Source organism: Pseudomonas ulcerans, from assembly GCF_036324125.1.
Classification (GTDB): Bacteria; Pseudomonadota; Gammaproteobacteria; order Pseudomonadales; family Pseudomonadaceae; genus Aquipseudomonas; species Aquipseudomonas ulcerans.
This window is the reverse complement of sequence record NZ_JAZDQN010000041.1, coordinates 40,432-58,123: the sequence shown is the minus strand read 5'-3', so window position 1 is coordinate 58,123 and position 17,692 is coordinate 40,432. Positions and strand designations below refer to the sequence as shown.

12 protein-coding genes are annotated in these 17,692 nt (G+C 59.5%); 4 read left to right on the top strand and 8 right to left on the bottom strand.

From position 1 onward, the window contains the following. Positions 1-690 precede the first annotated feature (690 nt). Positions 691-1,521 carry a cell envelope integrity protein TolA gene (locus V0R59_RS26010; protein WP_330074721.1) on the bottom strand — a complete coding sequence of 277 codons (831 nt, stop codon included), beginning with the start codon at positions 1,519-1,521 and terminating at the stop codon, positions 691-693. Positions 1,522-1,869: 348 nt separating this feature from the next. Here V0R59_RS26010 and V0R59_RS26005 point away from each other — a divergent pair, with 348 nt between their 5' ends. Both V0R59_RS26005 and V0R59_RS26000 read left to right on the top strand, forming a co-directional pair. Next, the gene (locus V0R59_RS26005; RefSeq protein ID WP_330074720.1) at positions 1,870-2,112 is read left to right on the top strand and encodes a helix-turn-helix domain-containing protein; all 243 of its coding nucleotides are present in this window, start codon (positions 1,870-1,872) and stop codon (positions 2,110-2,112) included. A 438-nt stretch (positions 2,113-2,550) separates the two neighbouring features. Further along, a complete protein-coding gene (locus tag V0R59_RS26000) occupies positions 2,551-3,114 on the top strand; it encodes a recombinase family protein (RefSeq protein WP_330074719.1) in 564 nt (187 codons plus the stop codon). Positions 3,115-3,199: 85 nt separating this feature from the next. Here V0R59_RS26000 and V0R59_RS25995 read toward each other — a convergent pair whose 3' ends face one another. From V0R59_RS25995 to miaE (V0R59_RS25985), 3 genes are all read right to left on the bottom strand, one after another. Further along, a complete protein-coding gene (locus V0R59_RS25995; protein ID WP_330074718.1) occupies positions 3,200-4,450 on the bottom strand; it encodes a reverse transcriptase domain-containing protein in 1,251 nt (416 codons plus the stop codon). Positions 4,451-5,149: 699 nt separating this feature from the next. Next, positions 5,150-5,749, bottom strand: coding sequence for a tRNA-(ms[2]io[6]A)-hydroxylase (gene miaE, locus V0R59_RS25990; protein ID WP_330074717.1), 600 nt, complete (start codon positions 5,747-5,749; stop codon positions 5,150-5,152). Next, positions 5,739-5,903 carry a tRNA isopentenyl-2-thiomethyl-A-37 hydroxylase MiaE gene (miaE, locus tag V0R59_RS25985; RefSeq protein ID WP_375547366.1) on the bottom strand — a complete coding sequence of 55 codons (165 nt, stop codon included), beginning with the start codon at positions 5,901-5,903 and terminating at the stop codon, positions 5,739-5,741. The genes miaE (V0R59_RS25990) and miaE (V0R59_RS25985) overlap by 11 nt, the downstream gene beginning before the upstream one ends. A gap of 156 nt (positions 5,904-6,059) precedes the next feature. On the opposite strand from miaE (V0R59_RS25985), the gene V0R59_RS25980 reads away from it, so the two are divergent. Further along, positions 6,060-6,923, top strand: a complete 864-nt coding sequence (locus V0R59_RS25980) for a universal stress protein (protein WP_330074716.1) — start codon at positions 6,060-6,062, stop codon at positions 6,921-6,923. Between the two features lie 44 nt (positions 6,924-6,967). Here V0R59_RS25980 and V0R59_RS25975 read toward each other — a convergent pair whose 3' ends face one another. Beyond that, complete coding sequence (locus V0R59_RS25975) at positions 6,968-9,757, bottom strand: RHS repeat-associated core domain-containing protein (RefSeq protein WP_330074715.1); 2,790 nt, start codon at positions 9,755-9,757, stop codon at positions 6,968-6,970. A 106-nt stretch (positions 9,758-9,863) separates the two neighbouring features. Continuing rightward, entirely contained in the window at positions 9,864-10,337 is a 474-nt protein-coding gene (locus V0R59_RS25970; protein ID WP_330074714.1) for a DUF1289 domain-containing protein, read from the bottom strand. Between the two features lie 404 nt (positions 10,338-10,741). Here V0R59_RS25970 and acnB point away from each other — a divergent pair, with 404 nt between their 5' ends. Then, positions 10,742-13,342 (top strand): bifunctional aconitate hydratase 2/2-methylisocitrate dehydratase, encoded by a 2,601-nt coding sequence (acnB, locus tag V0R59_RS25965; protein WP_330074730.1) that lies wholly within the window; start codon positions 10,742-10,744, stop codon positions 13,340-13,342. A gap of 250 nt (positions 13,343-13,592) precedes the next feature. Here acnB and prpF read toward each other — a convergent pair whose 3' ends face one another. Both prpF and acnD read right to left on the bottom strand, forming a co-directional pair. After that, on the bottom strand, positions 13,593-14,783 hold the full coding sequence (gene prpF / locus V0R59_RS25960) for a 2-methylaconitate cis-trans isomerase PrpF (RefSeq protein ID WP_330074713.1): 1,191 nt from the start codon (positions 14,781-14,783) through the stop codon (positions 13,593-13,595). 153 nt (positions 14,784-14,936) lie between these two features. After that, positions 14,937-17,522, bottom strand: coding sequence for a Fe/S-dependent 2-methylisocitrate dehydratase AcnD (gene acnD / locus V0R59_RS25955; RefSeq protein ID WP_330074712.1), 2,586 nt, complete (start codon positions 17,520-17,522; stop codon positions 14,937-14,939). Positions 17,523-17,692: the final 170 nt, after the last annotated feature.

The window sequence follows — 17,692 nt, the reverse complement described above, 5'->3', positions numbered from 1 at the left end:
TTCGGTGGGCTGCTGGCATTCAGAGGGACTGACCTCCCAATAGCCGGAAAATATCCGGCTAATTCAGAGCATCCCTAGAAGCACTGTATATTCTTACGTTCATGAACCCAGGCAATCTAAAAACCCCCAGGGGTTTCCATATTCGGACCCGTTTCACTGACTCGATGAATTTGTCGGAGTACAGCGCACACATTCGAAATTTCTTCGTACAAAAGTCTAGCTACAACCCACCACGAATTACTGTATGCGAAACTGACAACACGGGCGTGCACCATCACCATGCATTGGTGATAGACGACAGCAAGGATAGGATTTACAGTTTGCACCACCTTCACGCTGAACTGAAAAAATCGGGCAGGCTGGCGGATTACTCGATAATCCCGCCAACCCACGACCGGTATGGTAACTATCTAATCACGCGGCACGACCAAGATCGCTACTTTGAATGGATGAGCTACATCGCCAAGACAAGGTCCAAATTGTGTAGACATCAAATGTGGAGTGGAAGCCGATCAGTTACATCTTCATTATCTCAATGGCGGGCGGATGGAAAGCCGAAACTTAATCCACCTACCAATGAAGACACCCCATTAAGCAGCACTGCGTGCGATTTGAGCGACTTTATGGGGCAGCCCTTGGCACCCCTACAGGTCACACTCCAAAACACCATCAAGGCGCCTACAGGACCATTTAAAACGTCAAGTCCTGTGGCGTAAGCACAATACTGAAACTGCTATGATTGGAATACTCCCCAGGTGACATTTCTTGCACTTCTGGAAGAACTCCGATGTTCTTTACTGCATTGACGGCGGACTGGTCGTAGGCATGATCGCCACTGGCCTTCTCTACAGCCACCGTTCGAATTGTGCCGTCTGACAACATCGAAATTCGTAGTTTCACGGAAAGACCGGGGCGAGCAGACGGCGGACGTGCCCAGCCTTCTGCTGCTCGTGCTTTGATCAACTCATCGAAATGGCTGGCGACATCAACACCACGGGATATCTGGGGTACAACCCCTTTCATCGCAACCTGCGGGGAAAATGCTAGGCAATTAACCAAATACACGCCTAGTCCAAACTCAGCGCGTCCGCACTGAAAGTACATATTCGCCCCAGGTTTCACCTGTGAAGCAAACTCCAAACTACTTTGCATGCCAGTCAGCAAGAACTGATCATACTTCTGCTCCCATGGCCCAGCCTGAAAGCGTTCCAGAACTACAGTGACTGCACGCGGTGTCCCAGCCCCAACTACGAAGTACGTTCCCATATTGTCTACCAAAACCTTATCTACGCGACCGTAGTAGATTTTTGGCACCCCGTACTTGAGCCGGGCAGCAGCTTGGTTGACTCGCCACTCATCAGCAACGAGCCCAGCATTGGTTGCTGCTTTAAAATTCCAACCTGTGGAGGTAAGCATTTCTTGTAGTCGGTCATTGAAAACCGAACCATCGCCGGACGTGAAACCTTGCGCATTTGCGGCTACGGAAACAAACGTCAGTACAGCAGCCATTTTGAATTTCATGACTCGTCCTTAAGTCCAATTACATACGTGGCTCAATCGTTTGCAAACTAAGCCGCTTGCTCATCGCAGGCGCACCCCATAGGAACATGATCAAAGCGAATAGAAGAATCGCAGAGCATACCAGGACACCAACACCTGTAGCCTGCCTGATAGACCAGACAAGCCCGAACTCGAAAGCGCAAACCCCAGCGACCGCAGCAGTTGGCAGGCTGATGGCTGCCAGGAACAGAGCAACGTAGGTTTTCAAAGCACGACCTCATCAAGAGAAGGAGAAATTACCAGTATACTGTGAAGACGTTCCTACGACCATCCCGGACATTGACTGGCTTTTAGGCCGGAGTCAGGAACGTGGAGATCGGGGAAGCTTTCGGGAAGGTGTTGCGGCAGAAACGAAAGGAGGCCGGTTTGACGCAGGAGCAGCTATCCTACGAAGCCGACATCCAACGCAACTACGTCAGCCTGATCGAGCGCGGTATCCATCAACCGACGATTACGGTCCTATTCAAGCTTGCGAGCGCTCTATCCTGCTCCCCTACCCAACTGATAAGTGAGGTGGAGTTGCTAATGAACAACACCACCCCAAGCCTTTAACCCTTTAGCGCGACGCTACGCCTGCACTGGGAACACCAATAGCTGCCAGGCAATTCGTCCTGCATTCGGGTCATGCTGACGATGATTCTGCGGAGGCAACGTATGCCCTCCGGCCATCGCTATCTCATCACCACAAGCCGTACAACGGTAGATACCTGGGTGGGGCGCTGCCGTCCCAGGGCTGTGGGTTGAATCAAAGGCTTCGTGTGTGGAGTGAGCTAACAGCCCCCCGTTTTTGTAAAGCGCCATATGTGTTCCTCGTTGGATGGTGGCGAGCAAACGATAGCCCATGGCCAGCACCCTTCAAGTCTGGTGTCTTAAACGACCGTTTTTGACCCTGTACAGTTGCACCACAGAACCAGGCTCAAAAACCAGCCTTGCCTTTCTGACACCACGATATATTATGAGACCACCTTTTTGAGACCAAATAACAACACCATGTCCCGGACATTTCTATACGCTCGTGTGAGCACATCCGACCAAACCACTGACAACCAACTTGAGGAAGTCAAGTCCGCAGGCTTTGAGATTGCACCCTTCAGGGTAGTGACAGAAACCGTTTCCTGCAGCATACCCACTAGCGACCGAAAAGCCTTCACTGCATTGATGCAGCGAATGGAGCCTGGAGACATTTTACTAGTTACAAAGCTAGATCGACTTGGCCGTAATGCAATGGATGTACGCACAACCGTCGAGAACCTAGCCAACCTGGGAATCAAGGTTCATTGCTTGGCTTTGGGTGGCGTTGACCTGACCAGCCCGGCAGGAAAGATGACAATGAGTGTTATTGCCGCTGTTGCAGAGTTTGAAAGAGACCTGTTGATTGAGCGAACGGCGTCGGGGCTCGATCGCGCAAAAGCCCAAGGTAAAAAGCTAGGCCGACCAATCGCGGCGTCAACAGAGCAGGTTAAGAAATATAAATCCCAAGGTAACAGTCAGTCAGAAACTGCATCATCCCTGGGAGTTAGCCTGAGCACTGTGAAGCGGCTATGGAACAAGTGAATTCATTGAAATATGGCGGGGTGGGTAGTATAAAATCAAACCACCCTATTTTTAGCACTAAACCCTATTGGGGCCCCATTAACCATCAGGCCTTGTCTTCCTGTCGAAACATATCCTCCAGCAAGCTAACACCCATCACCTTCTGACGCATCCGGTAGTCAGCTCCAACCAAGACACGTTTTATTTCCAGCTCAAGCTGATTCAACTTTTCAGATATTTTCTCATCGAGGCTTCTAGCCAACTGCTCGCCATTGCAAAATGAGAATGACTTCCCCCAACCCCAGACAATTCTGTTAATTTTCGTCACTGCTTGGGCGTAGCAGCCAACAGCAAACAGTTCCCCACCATCAATAATGTGCTTCGCAGCATATTTTGCCTGCCTGATCTCATCATCAATCTTGGATAACAAATTCCCCCTAGCCTTCTTGCATGGTTGCACCAGACCAGGGGTTACTTGGCACCCTAGAAAATCAAAACCATCAGAAACACGCCCATGGGAGGCCTTATCACTTGCTTCATACGGTGAGTAAGCGTTGAGCCCTACCCGCTTCAAGATTGCGGACGCACGCCTGAATGCAGAAGAAACATCTTTTTCTGTGGAGCCAAGAATGACAAAATCATCAATATAGTGAATACACGTTATGCCAGCCGAATTCATTTCACGATCAAATTCAGCCAAATACAGATTTGCAACCAAGGGCGAAAGAGGTGACCCTTGGGCAACGCCATCCATACCAATAGGAAAAAACTCCGCCAGCCTCTGACGACTTAAATCCGTCAGATTTGAAAGAGTTGTTTCAATCGAAGACTGAAACAAACGAAAGAAATCATCACTTGGCACATGCTTACGCATCTCATTAAGCACCAAGCTACGATTTACCTTCGTGAAAAAACTAGGAATATCAGAGCGAACATAAAATTTCGCCCCCAAGGAAAACTCTTGCTTAAGCCGAATAATCGCAGCCTCGACAGACTTCCCTCTGATCCCGCCAAAGCTAGTCGGAACACTTAGAACCGAATCAACATATGAAACATGTGCTTGCAACACATCAAGCACTGCCCTTTGCACTATGCGATTTTCAATTGGTGATATAACCAGAGGCCTTGGGTCTTTCCCTTCACGCCTTTTCGCTATCCCTTTCTGAGGTTTAAAAACAAATGAACCACTTTTCAAACGCGCCTGGATACGACGCAGATTTGAGATGGAGTCAGCTTCGAATTCATTTGAGCTATTACGAATTTCCTCAGATGAAGAAAACTGCGCACTTGACTTTACTACACGCCAAGCGTTCTGAAGAGTCTTCATTTTTCTAACTTGCAGAAAGAGATCAACCATCCATGTATCCCCGCTGTCCTGTTCATTGGGGCTCACCGGCAAACCTACCCCAACTGCTAGACGGACTACCTACCTTCGGGAGACCTTGATGCATTCACTGCAATCTCGGACGCGACCCGGACAGCGCCATCATATGAGACGACCCTGCCGCTGGGCACACTGGGTTCGACACCGCTACGCAGTTCGATCAGCACGCCAGCCAAGCAGAAGGTGCACAGCACTACGGCAAACACCCCGGATGCCACATTGGCACGTTTTTGCATGACGATTGATTCACGGCACTATTCTCCACTTTGGTAATGCTACCTTTTTGAAGGTTGCCGTCAACCTCGCCTCGAAAGCCCTCCAGCAAACGCTGAGAGCGCCCGACAGCGACACGCCATGCGGCCCCACACGAAGCCCCGCCCTGAAATTAAAGCTATCTACCGTCCGATGAGCCCCCGATACTTCATTCGTGGGAGTTCCGGCATACAACATAGCAGTCGGGCGAACCTTCCTACCTTCGGGAGACCTTGATGCATTCACTGCAATCTCGGACGCGACCCGGACAGCGCCATCATATGAGACGACCCTGCCGCTGGGCACACTGGGTTCGACACCGCTACGCAGTTCGATCAGCACGCCAGCCAAGCGGTTTGATGGTATCACCGTTGTGATTAAAAAAGGGACAGTGCAGTGACCTAACCGGGGAAAACGGAGTCAGGTAGGTACGCCACTGTGGAATCTGAACTCGCAATCTGGGCTGTTGATCAACTCAGCCTCTGCCGAACGCACCTTCTCAATCGTTTTAGCCACATCGGCGTCATCACCATATTGATAGGCCAGCTTCAGGTAGCCTTGGAAATGCCGTGCTTCGCTTTTCAGAAGGCCGTGATAGAACCGGCCAAGCTCTTCATCGAGATGTGGTACCAACGACTCGAACCGTTCGCAACTGCGTGCCTCAATGAAAGCCCCTACGACTAGCGTATCCACCAGTTTGGCAGGCTCATGGGCACGCACCACCTTTCGAAGCCCCGAGGCATAGCGGCCCGCAGAAATGGGACGAAGCGGGATACCACGCCGCTTCATCAAGCGCAGCACCTGTTCATGATGCACAAGCTCTTCGCGGGCTAACCTCGACATCATGTTAATGAGGTCGATGTGGGTGTTGTACTTGGCGATCAAGCTCAAGGCAGTGCTGGCAGCCTTGAACTCACAGTTCTTATGGTCAATCAGCATCACCTCCTGCTGCTCAAGAGCAGCCTGAACCCATGCATCAGGCGTTCGGCAGGCCAGGAAATCGTGAATTTCAGGCAGCATGATGGTTTCTCCGATTTCGTGGTTGCATTGCCGCCTTTTTCTCGCAGTTCTTGTGGTCGATCAGCATCGTTTCCTGGTCGGCCAGCGCCGCTTGCACCCAGGCATCGGGGGTGCGGCAACCGAGGAAGGCTTCGATTTCGGGAATGGGTTCCATGATTCACAAACGGCATGAGGACGACAGGGGCGGCGATTATACCGGCGCAGGCCGGGATCACCAGTGACTATGCTTTGATATGCATCAAGCCGCATCGTCCGGACCGCCGACTATAGTCAGGCATTGCTCGTCATTTCCCCAAGGGAGTTCATGCTCATGCAAGCCGTCCGCAGCATCCTGGTGGTCCTCGATCCCGAGCACGCCCACAGCCGCGCCCTGACCCGGGCCAAACTCATCGCCGGTGCCACCGGCGCGCGCCTGCACCTGCTGATGTGCGACCGCAAGCACGACCACAGCGCCCTGCTCAGCCTGCTGTGCAGCCAGCTGCACGACGATGGCTACGACAACGTGACCTTCGAACAGGCCTGGCACGACACCCTGCACGAGTCGATCATCGACGTGCAGCAGGCCGAGGGCTGCGAGCTGGTGATCAAGGAGCACCGCCCGGACAACCCGTTGAAGAAAGCCCTGCTCACCCCGAGCGACTGGAAGCTGCTGCGCCTGTGCCCGGCAGCGGTGCTGATGGTCAAGACCGAGCGGCCCTGGACCGGCGGGGTGATCCTCGCTGCGGTGGACGTGGGCAACAACGACCAGGATCACCGCGTCCTGCACGGCGACATCATCGACCACGGCTACGCCATCGCCGGCCTGGCCAAGGGCGACCTGCACGTGATCAGCGCCCATCCGTCGCCGATGCTGTCGGCGGCGGATCCGGTGTATCAGTTGAAGGAAACCATCGAGGCGCGCTATCGCGAGGAATGCGCGGCGTTCCAGGCCGAGTTCGATATCACCGATGAACGCCTGCACGTGGCCGAAGGGCCGGCGGACGTGCTGATTCCGTACACCGCGAGCAAGCTGGATGCGGTGGTGACGGTGATCGGCACGGTGGCGCGGACCGGGATTACCGGGGCGCTGATCGGCAATACGGCGGAGGTGGTGCTGGATTCGCTGGAAAGCGACGTGCTGGTGCTGAAGACGGCGGCGGTGGCCTCTCATCTGAACGAGTTGGCCCAGGGCTGAAGCAACGAACTGTCGGCCGTGAGGATGTCCGGCCGACAGTGCGGTCAACGCAGCGCGGCAATCGACCTGGCCGAGTAGGCAATGCTGTCGGCGTTCCTTGCCGCGACCCTGGCCCGCAACGACGGTTCGATATTGAACAGGTTGGTGGCTTCAAACAGGTCCATGGTCTGCCTTGTTCTCCGATAATTGAAGACCATGGAGTCATCGTCGGCCTCTATGATGGAAAGCGCCTCGGACATGGCGATTTCATTGAACAGCCCGGCCCTGTCGAGGAAGTGTCCCGGCACCATCTTCCCCCTGTTGACGGAATCGTCCGAGTGATCGCGCGCATTTAGATGGGAGAGATAGAAAAAGTCCTGCGTACCCGGACCGATCGCATTGATATTCGCCACTCGTCTCAAATGGGAGAGCTCATGCATGAGTGTGCATGCTCGGAGCGTGTGCACCTCGCCGCTGAAAAACATATCGTCGATAAACATCCGGCCCGCGTTTTCATTCCTGATGACCAGAGCCGTAGAACCCTGTACGCCCGATTGGATTCTGTGGAATTTCGCATGACCAGGGTAAGGCGTTGCATACTCGGAGGCGAGTTGGCCAATGGCCTCCCACGTCCGAACAACCTGCGGCGCTATCAGACTGCTCCCGGGACCGAACCAGACCTGCATTTCCTCCGCTGGCAACGGCCTCGGCTGTATCACCTTGGTCAAGATGTCGCTGGCTTCCTGCAGTGCCTCGGTTACCTGATGCCGTTCCAGCGAAGAAAACTGCGCCAGACCGCTCGCCAGCACCGGCCAAGGCAATTGCATCGCGGATGATTCATCGGCTGGCCACGCCCGCCTCATCAACCCCTGTACGTCGAAAAAGCTCACTGGATTGTTGCCTACCATGCGATAGAGATTCAGACCATCCACCCGTCCCGCCGGATCTGTACTCAACCAGCGCCCCGCCCAAGGCTGGTAATAGCGATAGCCGAAGTAATACAGCCCGGTGGCATCCCGCTCCTTGCCCGAGTAGCGCAGCGTCTTGTAGCTCGCTTCCATGGCATTGCGTGCCGTCCACACAGCGGTCCCGCCATAGGGATAGAACTCCTCGCTGCTGATCAGCGCGCCTTGCCCATCCAGCTCCAGGCCGCAGCTACCGGTCAGGTTGGTGTAGCTGTAGCGGAACTGATCGTTATCGATGCCCGCCGGCTTGCCCTGTTGCCAATGCAACACACGAACCTGGATACGCCCCTCTCCGCCGACGCAAATGACCTGCAGGGCTTCGTCTGGCACCTCGCCGTGATGGGTGGCCCTGAGTTCCAGCCCAGGCAGATAGACGACACGCCGACTGCGCAGGCCGCCACTGACGCTCTGTACGCTGTGCTTGAACAGCCGCTGGCTGTCGGCGTCGTAACCATAGTGTTCGCTGTCGACCGTGCCATCCTCCCGGCTGACCAGCGCTACGCCACGCAACTCGGCCCGCGGCGTCCATTGCAACGGCTGGCCCGGATGCAGCCACCTCTGGCCTCCGGCAGCAGTGAACAGGGCATTCACCTGCTGTGGGCTACTTGCCAGGGTCTCCAGCACCGCGCGGCAACTGCGATCGCTGACCGTGATATCGGTCGTGTAGCTGGCAGCAGCCGGCGAATGGTGGCGAATCTGAGTCAGGTTGCCGCCGTGATCGTAGCGGTAGTCGCGAATGTAGGCCGTAAGGACATCACCATCGAGTACCGTGGCACTGGCGCCCTGCCAGCGGGTAATCGCCATCTCCCGCCCCGTCGAGCGAACCAGTTGGCACAGGCTGTCGTACAGGCAGGTGTTTTCCGGCAGGATCCGCTGGTTGCGCCAGAAGCGCGGGCTCTCGGCCTGGTTCAGCACCCGCGTTACGTTGCCCTTGGGATCGTACTCGTAATGCAGCTCCTGCAAGAGCTCAGCACCCAGTGGGTGCCCAGGCGGACGCTCGATGCGAATGGCGCCCAGCCGCTGGGTCGATGCGTCGTACCGATAGTTCACTTCGACACCGTTGCCATGCACTTCCCGCAGCCGGTTGCCGGCAGCGTTGTAGGTCAGTGGGCCGGCGAGCCGCGTTTCCCCCGCGTCCCTGATCGTCAGCCAGCAGGCCGCCAGTTGGCCTGCCAGATCGTAGGCAAAGCGCTGCCGGTGGCCTGCCGCATCGGTAATGGACAGCGGCGCACCGGTAGCGTCGGCACGGGTCACGGTGGTGCAGTGGCGTTCATCGATGCCATCGAACAGATGCCGGGTCAGCGCAAGCACACCACCGCCGAGCGCCAACTGCTCGGTGGTCACCACGCCAACCGGATCATGATGTTCCACGCATTGGCCGGCGAGGTTGCGCATTTGTTCTTGCGGGCCGCTCCCGGCATAGACGAAGCGCTCGCCGACCCGATCACCGTCGCCAGCCGCCTGGTCGATGACACTCAATGGACGGCCACGCAGGGTCGCCTCCTCATAGGTCCAGGTCCGGACGACGGCGCCGTCATGATCCTCGCTACCGTCCTCGCGCACGTCGATATGGCTGAACTGCACGCTGGGTCGACGGGCGGCGTCGTGCAGCACCAGGGCCAGCCCGGAATCGCTGCTGCGCGTGCACAGGACCTGCCCGGCCAGATCGGTGTGCCAGGCCACATTCCACAGACCCAACCCATGCAGCCGCGGATCGCTGCTGCACAGAGCGAAGCCACGGGCGTCATGGCGATGCCGGGTAATCAGGCTGGTAGTCTGCGGATCATCGGGAAGACGAAGATAGGCGACATCGCGAACCTTCAGTCCACGGGCGTCGAAGGCTTGCAGCGTCGGCGTGTGCCGATGGGTGGCGGGGCCCGCAGTGTTCATCGTCAGTCTCCCTGAACCTGAAACTACTGCCGGTCTGTTTCATGTCTGCCCGAGTGGTTCCATGAGCATACAAGAGCCCCGGAAAAACGCCGTGGCAGCGGACGAACTACCTGCCGCCCAGGGCATCCTTGAGGAACCCCGGCGCGATATAGCGCTGGTAATGGGCTTCCGAGAGCAGGAAGAACTCGGTATCGATGGCATCCCGTAGCTCCGGCAGCTCCCAGTCACGAAACTCCGGCAGCAGCACCAGCCCATAGGCCTCCAGTTCGCGAATCACCCGCGCCCCCCGGGCGATCAGCTGATAAGCCCAGCAATATTCCGACTGATGGGCCACGTAGCGGATCTTGCGCTGCTCCAGCTGCTGGCGCAGGCGCTGCACGTCGAACACCTCCAGCTTGGCCGTCATCACCTGCACCAACAGTTGTTCCAGGCGCAGCCAGACGGCGCGTTTCTCGTCGTCGTTGTAGCCGTTCCAGTGGATCACTTCGTGGTGGAATCGCTTGCAGCCGCGGCACACCGTATCCCCGTAAACCGTGGAGCAGAGGCCGACGCAAGGCGTCTTGATGGACTGATTGGACATGGGCAGATCGACAGCGTGGCAGCGAAACAGGCGGACATGTTAGCCCTTTGTCTAACGAGGGTCACCCGCTAAAGTCTTCGCCGTCGCCTTACCTTTATCCGTAAATTGCCGTAGAATCACACCGCCTTTTTAGGCACCAATGTCCGTTAGAAGCTGTTTTCAAAGCGTCACGAGCACAGTTCATCCGGTAGAACGGCGTTGGTTCGGGAGATTCAGCCCTGAATGTCCCGCACCAGCCCTCATCAGCCTCCGTTCTACAGGCGTAAAACTTTGAAAGCAGCTTCTGTAAGGATTTCCTGCAACTCTGGCTACGCGGCTCAAAAAGCCGTATTTGCGCATGAGTGCGGATTTTCTGGATGAGCGTCCCGGACACCCATTTGGGACCACTGATGAGGGTAATGACTGTGCTTGAAGCCTACCGCAAACATATCGAAGAGCGCGCAGCCCTGGGTATCGTTCCCCAGCCGCTTAACGCCGAACAAACTGCAGGCCTGGTCGAGCTGCTGAAAAACCCGCCGGCCGGCGAAGAAGCCTTCCTCGTTGAACTGATCACCGACCGCGTTCCGCCGGGAGTCGACGAAGCCGCCTACGTCAAGGCCGCTTTCCTCTCCGCCATCGCCAAGGGCGAAGCCCAATCCCCCCTGATCGACCGCAAGCGTGCCACCGAACTGCTCGGCACCATGCAAGGCGGCTACAACATCGCCACCCTGGTCGAGCTGCTGGACGACGCCGAACTGGGCGCCGTCGCGGCTGAACAGCTCAAAGGCACCCTGCTGATGTTCGATGCCTTCCACGACGTGGCCGAGAAAGCCAAGTCGGGCAACGTCCATGCCAAGGCCGTGCTGGACTCCTGGGCTGCCGGCGAGTGGTTCACCTCGCGTCCGGCCATCGCCGAGAAGTACACCCTGACCGTGTTCAAGGTGCCTGGCGAAACCAACACCGACGACCTGTCCCCTGCCCCGGACGCCTGGTCGCGCCCTGACATCCCGCTGCACGCCCTGGCCATGCTGAAGATGGCCCGCGACGGCATCGAGCCTTCGCAGCCAGGTTCCGTCGGCCCGCTGGCCCAGATCGAAGCGGTCAAGGCCAAGGGCTTCCCGGTCGCCTACGTCGGTGACGTGGTCGGTACCGGTTCCTCGCGCAAATCCGCAACCAACTCCGTGCTGTGGTTCTTCGGCGACGACATCCCGTTTGTTCCGAACAAGCGCGCCGGTGGCTTCTGCTTCGGCACCAAGATCGCCCCGATCTTCTACAACACCATGGAAGATGCCGGCGCCCTGCCGATCGAATTCGACTGCACCAACCTGGCCATGGGCGACGTCATCGACGTGTACCCGTTCAAGGGTGAAGTGCGCCGTCACGAAAGCGACGAGCTGGTCACCACCTTCGAGCTGAAGACCGAAGTCCTGCTGGACGAAGTCCGCGCTGGCGGTCGTATCCCGTTGATCGTCGGCCGTGGCCTGACCGAAAAAGCCCGTGCCGAACTGGGCCTGGGCGCTTCCGACCTGTTCAAGAAGCCAGAGCAGCCTGCCGACACCGGCAAGGGCTACACCCTGGCGCAGAAGATGGTCGGCAAGGCCTGCGGCGTGACCGGCGTTCGTCCGGGCACCTACTGCGAGCCGAAGATGACCACCGTCGGTTCCCAGGACACCACTGGCCCGATGACCCGCGACGAGCTGAAGGACCTGGCTTGCCTGGGCTTCTCCGCCGACCTGGTCATGCAGTCGTTCTGCCACACCGCTGCCTATCCGAAGCCGATCGACGTCACCACCCACCACACCCTGCCGGATTTCATCCGCACCCGTGGCGGCGTATCCCTGCGTCCTGGCGACGGCATCATCCACAGCTGGCTGAACCGCATGCTGATGCCTGACACCGTCGGTACCGGCGGCGACTCGCACACCCGCTTCCCGATCGGCATTTCCTTCCCGGCCGGTTCCGGCCTGGTCGCCTTCGCCGCAGCCACCGGCGTCATGCCGCTGGACATGCCGGAATCGATCCTGGTCCGCTTCAAGGGCAAGCTGCAGCCTGGCATCACCCTGCGCGACCTGGTTCACGCGATTCCTTACTACGCGATCCAGAAAGGCCTGCTGACCGTCGAGAAGAAAGGCAAGAAGAATGCCTTCTCCGGCCGCATCCTGGAGATCGAAGGCCTGAACGACCTGACCGTCGAGCAAGCGTTCGAACTGTCCGACGCCTCGGCCGAGCGTTCCGCTGCGGGCTGCACCATCAAGCTGCCGGAAAAGGCCATCGCCGAGTACCTGCAGTCCAACATCACCCTGCTGCGCTGGATGATCGGCGAAGGCTACGGCGATCCACGCACCCTGGAGCGCCGCGCGCAAGCCATGGAAGCCTGGCTGGCCAACCCTGAGCTGCTGTCCGCCGACGCCGACGCCGAATACGCCGAGATCATCGAAATCGACCTGGCCGACGTCAAGGAGCCTGTGCTCTGCGCGCCGAACGACCCGGACGATGCCCGCCTGCTGTCTTCGGTACAGGGCGAGAAGATCGACGAAGTGTTCATCGGTTCGTGCATGACCAACATCGGTCACTTCCGCGCTGCCGGCAAGCTGCTGGACAAGGTCAAGGGTGGCATTCCGACCCGCCTGTGGCTGGCTCCGCCAACCAAGATGGACGCCCACCAGCTGACCGAAGAAGGCTACTACGGCATCTACGGCAAGGCCGGCGCGCGCATGGAAATGCCAGGCTGCTCGCTGTGCATGGGTAACCAGGCACGTGTGCAGACCGGTTCGACCGTGGTCTCCACTTCGACCCGTAACTTCCCGAACCGCCTGGGCGACGCGACCAACGTGTACCTGGCTTCGGCCGAACTGGCCGCGGTCGCTTCGATCATCGGCAAGCTGCCGACCGTCGAGGAGTACATGGAGTACGCGAAGAACATCGACAGCATGGCTGCCGACGTCTACCGCTACCTGAGCTTCGACCAGATCGCCGAGTTCCGCGAGGCGGCTGCGAACGCCAAGATCCCGGCTGTTCAGGTCTGAGCTGCAACTGCGTTGAAGGAGCCCCGCTGAGATAGCGGGGCTTTTTTATGCCTGCTGGTTTTGTGGTGCATGGTTTTGGGACCGCTTTGCGGTCCTTCGCGACGGTTCGGCGCACCGACAAGCTCGCTCCCACAAGATGATGAACCCGTGGGAGCGAGCTTGCTCGCGAAGGCCTGCGCAGCAGGCCCAGAAACCAAAAAGCGGCGCCCATCTCTCGACAAGCGCCGCCCCTGAAACCCGGGAAGAGGCTTTAGAACGAATCCCCCGGCACCCTCACCCAGCCCTCCATCAACACCCGCGCACTACGGCTCATGATGGCCTTGGTCACCGTCCATTCGCCATTCACCTGCTGCGCCTGCGCTCCCACGCGCAAGGTGCCGGACGGATGGCCAAAACGCACCGCCTCACGCTCGCCACCACCCGCCGCCAGGTTCACCAGCGTCCCCGGAATCGCCGCAGCAGTACCTATGGCCACCGCCGCCGTGCCCATCATGGCGTGGTGCAGCTTGCCCATGGACAGCGCCCGCACCAGCAGGTCGATATCTGCCGCCTTGACCTGCTTGCCACTGGACGACAGGTAGTCCGCCGGCGGCGCGACGAAAGCCACCTTTGGCGTGTGCTGGCGCCCTGCGGCTTCGTCGACATGCTTGATCAGCCCCATGCGCACGGCACCATGGGCACGGATGGTCTCGAACCGCGCCAGCGCCTCGGCATCGCCGTTGATCGCGTCTTGCAGCTCGGTGCCGGTGTAACCGATGGCTTCGGCATTGACGAAGATGGTTGGAATCCCGGCATTGATCAGGGTGACCTCGAAACTGCCGACACCCGGCACCTCCAGTTGGTCCACCAGGTTGCCGGTGGGGAGCATCGAGCCGCCGTCGCCGTCTTCATCGGCCGCCGGATCGAGGAATTGCAGCTGCACCTCGGCCGCCGGGAAGGTCACGCCATCCAGTTCGAAGTCGCCGGTTTCCTGGACTTCGCCGTTGGTGATCGGCACGCGGGCGATGATGGTCTTGCCGATATTGGCCTGCCAGATACGCACGGTGGCGATGCCGTTGTCCGGGATGCGGCTGGCGTCGACCAGCCCGGCGCTGATGGCGAAGGAACCCACTGCCGCCGAGAGGTTGCCGCAGTTGCCGCTCCAGTCGACGAAAGCCTTGTCGATGGAGACCTGGCCGAACAGGTAGTCGACGTCATGCTCGGGCTTGATGCTGCGCGAGAGGATCACCGTCTTGCTGGTGCTGGAGGTGGCTCCGCCCATGCCGTCGATCTGCTTGCCGTAGGGATCGGGACTGCCGATCACCCGCAGCAGCAGGGCATCGCGGGCAGCGCCGGGGAGCTGCGCGGCCTCGGGCAGGTCCTGGAGATTGAAGAACACACCCTTGCTGGTGCCGCCACGGATGTAGGTGGCGGGGATCTTGATTTGCGGTACGTGGGGCATTTGAGTCTGTTCCTGTCAGTCGATGTGTGGAAACCCCATCGCTGGCAAGCCAGCTCCCACAAGGTCCGCAGCGACACAGACCCTGTGGGAGCTGGCTTGCCAGCGATGAGGCCCGGACAGCCAACCTCGCTGCCTGGGCCTTGCCGCTTTCTATCAGGCCACGCCTTCCAGGAAGTCCTGGGCAAAGCGCTGCAACACGCCACCGGCCTCGTAGATCGACACTTCCTCGGCGGTATCCAGGCGGCAGGTCACCGGCACCTCGACGCATTCACCGTTCTTGCGGGTGATCACCAGGGTCAGGGTCGCCCGCGGCGTGCGCTGGCCGACCACGTCGTATAGCTCGCTGCCGTCCAGCTCCAGGGTCTTGCGGTCGGTGCCCGGCTTGAACTCCAGCGGCAATACGCCCATGCCCACCAGGTTGGTGCGGTGGATACGCTCGAAGCCCTCGGCAACGATCGCCTCGACACCCGCCAGGCGCACGCCCTTGGCCGCCCAGTCACGGGACGAGCCCTGGCCGTAGTCGCCACCGGCGACGATGATCAGCGGCTGCTTGCGCTCCATGTAGGTCTCGATGGCTTCCCACATGCGGGTGACCTTGCCTTCCGGCTCGATCCGCGCCAGCGAACCCTGCTTGACCTTGCCGTTCTCCTGGACCATTTCGTTGAACAGCTTCGGGTTGGCGAAGGTGGCGCGCTGGGCGGTCAGGTGGTCGCCGCGGTGGGTGGCGTAGGAGTTGAAGTCCTCTTCCGGCAGGCCCATTTTCGCCAGGTACTCGCCGGCGGCGCTGTCCATCATGATGGCGTTGGACGGCGACAGGTGGTCGGTGGTGATGTTGTCCGGCAGCACGGCCAGCGGGCGCATGCCCTTGAGCGTGCGCTCGCCGGCCAGGGCGCCTTCCCAGTACGGCGGACGACGGATGTAGGTGCTCATCGGGCGCCAGTCGTAGAGCGGCGCGACCTTCGGACCCTTGTCCTCCTCGATGGTGAACATCGGGATGTACACCTGGCGGAACTGCTCCGGCTTCACCGAAGCGCGCACCACGGCGTCGATTTCCTCGTCGCTCGGCCAGATGTCCTTGAGGCGGATTTCCTTGCCGTCGACCACGCCCAGCACATCCTTCTCGATATCGAAGCGGATGGTCCCGGCGATGGCGTAGGCCACCACCAGCGGCGGCGAGGCGAGGAAGGCCTGCTTGGCGTACGGGTGGATGCGTCCGTCAAAGTTGCGGTTGCCCGAGAGCACGGCGGTGGCGTACAGGTCGCGGTCGATGATTTCCTGCTGGATCTGCGGATCCAGCGCACCGGACATGCCGTTGCAGGTGGTGCAAGCGAAGGCCACCACGCCGAAGCCCAGTTGCTCCAGCTCATCGGTCAGGCCGGCTTCGTCGAGGTACAGGGCGACGGTCTTCGATCCCGGTGCCAGCGACGACTTGACCCACGGCTTGCGCGCCAGGCCCAGCTTGTTGGCATTGCGCGCCAAGAGGCCGGCAGCGATGACGTTGCGCGGGTTGCTGGTGTTGGTGCAACTGGTGATGGCAGCGATGATCACCGCGCCGTCCGGCATCTGCCCCGGGACCTCTTCCCAGGCGCCGGCGATGCCCTTGGCCGCCAGGTCGCTGGTGGCGACACGGGCATGCGGGTTGGACGGGCCGGCCATATTGCGCACGACGCTGGACAGGTCGAAGCGCAGCACGCGCTCGTACACCGCGTCGGCCAGGTTGTCGGCCCACAGGCCCGCGGCCTTGGCGTAGGTTTCCACCAGCTGGACCTGCTGTTCTTCGCGACCGGTCAGCTTGAGGTAGTCGATGGTCTGCTGGTCGATGGCGAACATCGCCGCGGTGGCGCCGTATTCCGGAGCCATGTTGGAGATGGTGGCGCGGTCGCCAAGGGTCAGCGCCCGGGCGCCCTCGCCATGGAACTCCAGGTAGGCGCCGACCACTTTCTGCTTGCGCAGGAACTCGGTCAGGGCCAGTACCACGTCGGTGGCGGTGATGCCCGGCTGCGGCTTGCCGGACAGCTCGACGCCGACGATTTCCGGCAGGCGCATCCACGAGGCGCGACCGAGCATGACGTTCTCGGCTTCAAGGCCGCCGACGCCGATGGCGATCACGCCCAGGGCGTCGACGTGCGGGGTGTGGCTGTCGGTGCCGACGCAAGTGTCAGGATAGGCCACGCCACGCTCGGCGTGGATCACCGGGGACATCTTCTCCAGGTTGATCTGGTGCATGATGCCGTTGCCCGGCTGGATCACGTCGACGTTCTTGAACGCCTTCTTGGTCCAGTTGATGAAGTGGAAACGGTCTTCGTTGCGGCGGTCCTCGATGGCACGGTTCTTCTCGAAGGCCTGCGGATCGTAGCCGCCGCATTCCACGGCCAGGGAGTGGTCGACGATCAGTTGCACCGGCACCACCGGGTTGACCTGGGCCGGATCGCCGCCCTTGTCGGCGATGGCGTCACGCAGGCCGGCAAGGTCGACCAGGGCGGTCTGGCCGAGAATGTCGTGGCAGACCACGCGGGCCGGGAACCAAGGGAAGTCGAGGTCGCGCTTGCGCTCGATCAGTTGGCCCAGTGAGGCATTCAGGGTCGCCGGATCACAGCGGCGCACCAGGTTTTCCGCGAGGACGCGGGAGGTGTAGGGCAGGCGGTCGTAGGCGCCCGGCTCGATCGCATCGACCGCCGCGCGGGCATCGAAATAGTCCAGGCCGGTGCCTGGCAGGGACTTGCGGAATTCGGTGTTCATTTCAGGTCGGCTCGGTCACGGGTTCGGTTTCTCAAGAGCACCACCTCTCTCCTGTGGGAGCGGGTTCACCCGCGATTGCGCCGGTGAATCCACTACCGTCATCGCGGGTAAACCCGCTCCCACAGGGTTAGCGTCGCTCTTGCCATCCCTGCTCTTGTTCCACAGGGTTC

What these genes read in the sequence shown, in the direction of transcription:
- V0R59_RS26010 (WP_330074721.1), bottom strand. Translation starts at nt 1,521, where the DNA reads ATGAAATTCAAAATGGCTGCTGTACTGACGTTTGTTTCCGTAGCCGCA.
- V0R59_RS26000 (WP_330074719.1), top strand. Translation starts at nt 2,551, where the DNA reads ATGTCCCGGACATTTCTATACGCTCGTGTGAGCACATCCGACCAAACC.
- V0R59_RS25995 (WP_330074718.1), bottom strand. Translation starts at nt 4,450, where the DNA reads ATGGTTGATCTCTTTCTGCAAGTTAGAAAAATGAAGACTCTTCAGAAC.
- miaE (WP_330074717.1), bottom strand. Translation starts at nt 5,749, where the DNA reads ATGCTGCCTGAAATTCACGATTTCCTGGCCTGCCGAACGCCTGATGCA.
- miaE (WP_375547366.1), bottom strand. Translation starts at nt 5,903, where the DNA reads ATGGAACCCATTCCCGAAATCGAAGCCTTCCTCGGTTGCCGCACCCCC.
- V0R59_RS25980 (WP_330074716.1), top strand. Translation starts at nt 6,060, where the DNA reads ATGCAAGCCGTCCGCAGCATCCTGGTGGTCCTCGATCCCGAGCACGCC.
- V0R59_RS25975 (WP_330074715.1), bottom strand. Translation starts at nt 9,757, where the DNA reads ATGAACACTGCGGGCCCCGCCACCCATCGGCACACGCCGACGCTGCAA.
- V0R59_RS25970 (WP_330074714.1), bottom strand. Translation starts at nt 10,337, where the DNA reads ATGTCCAATCAGTCCATCAAGACGCCTTGCGTCGGCCTCTGCTCCACG.
- prpF (WP_330074713.1), bottom strand. Translation starts at nt 14,783, where the DNA reads ATGCCCCACGTACCGCAAATCAAGATCCCCGCCACCTACATCCGTGGC.
- acnD (WP_330074712.1), bottom strand. Translation starts at nt 17,522, where the DNA reads ATGAACACCGAATTCCGCAAGTCCCTGCCAGGCACCGGCCTGGACTAT.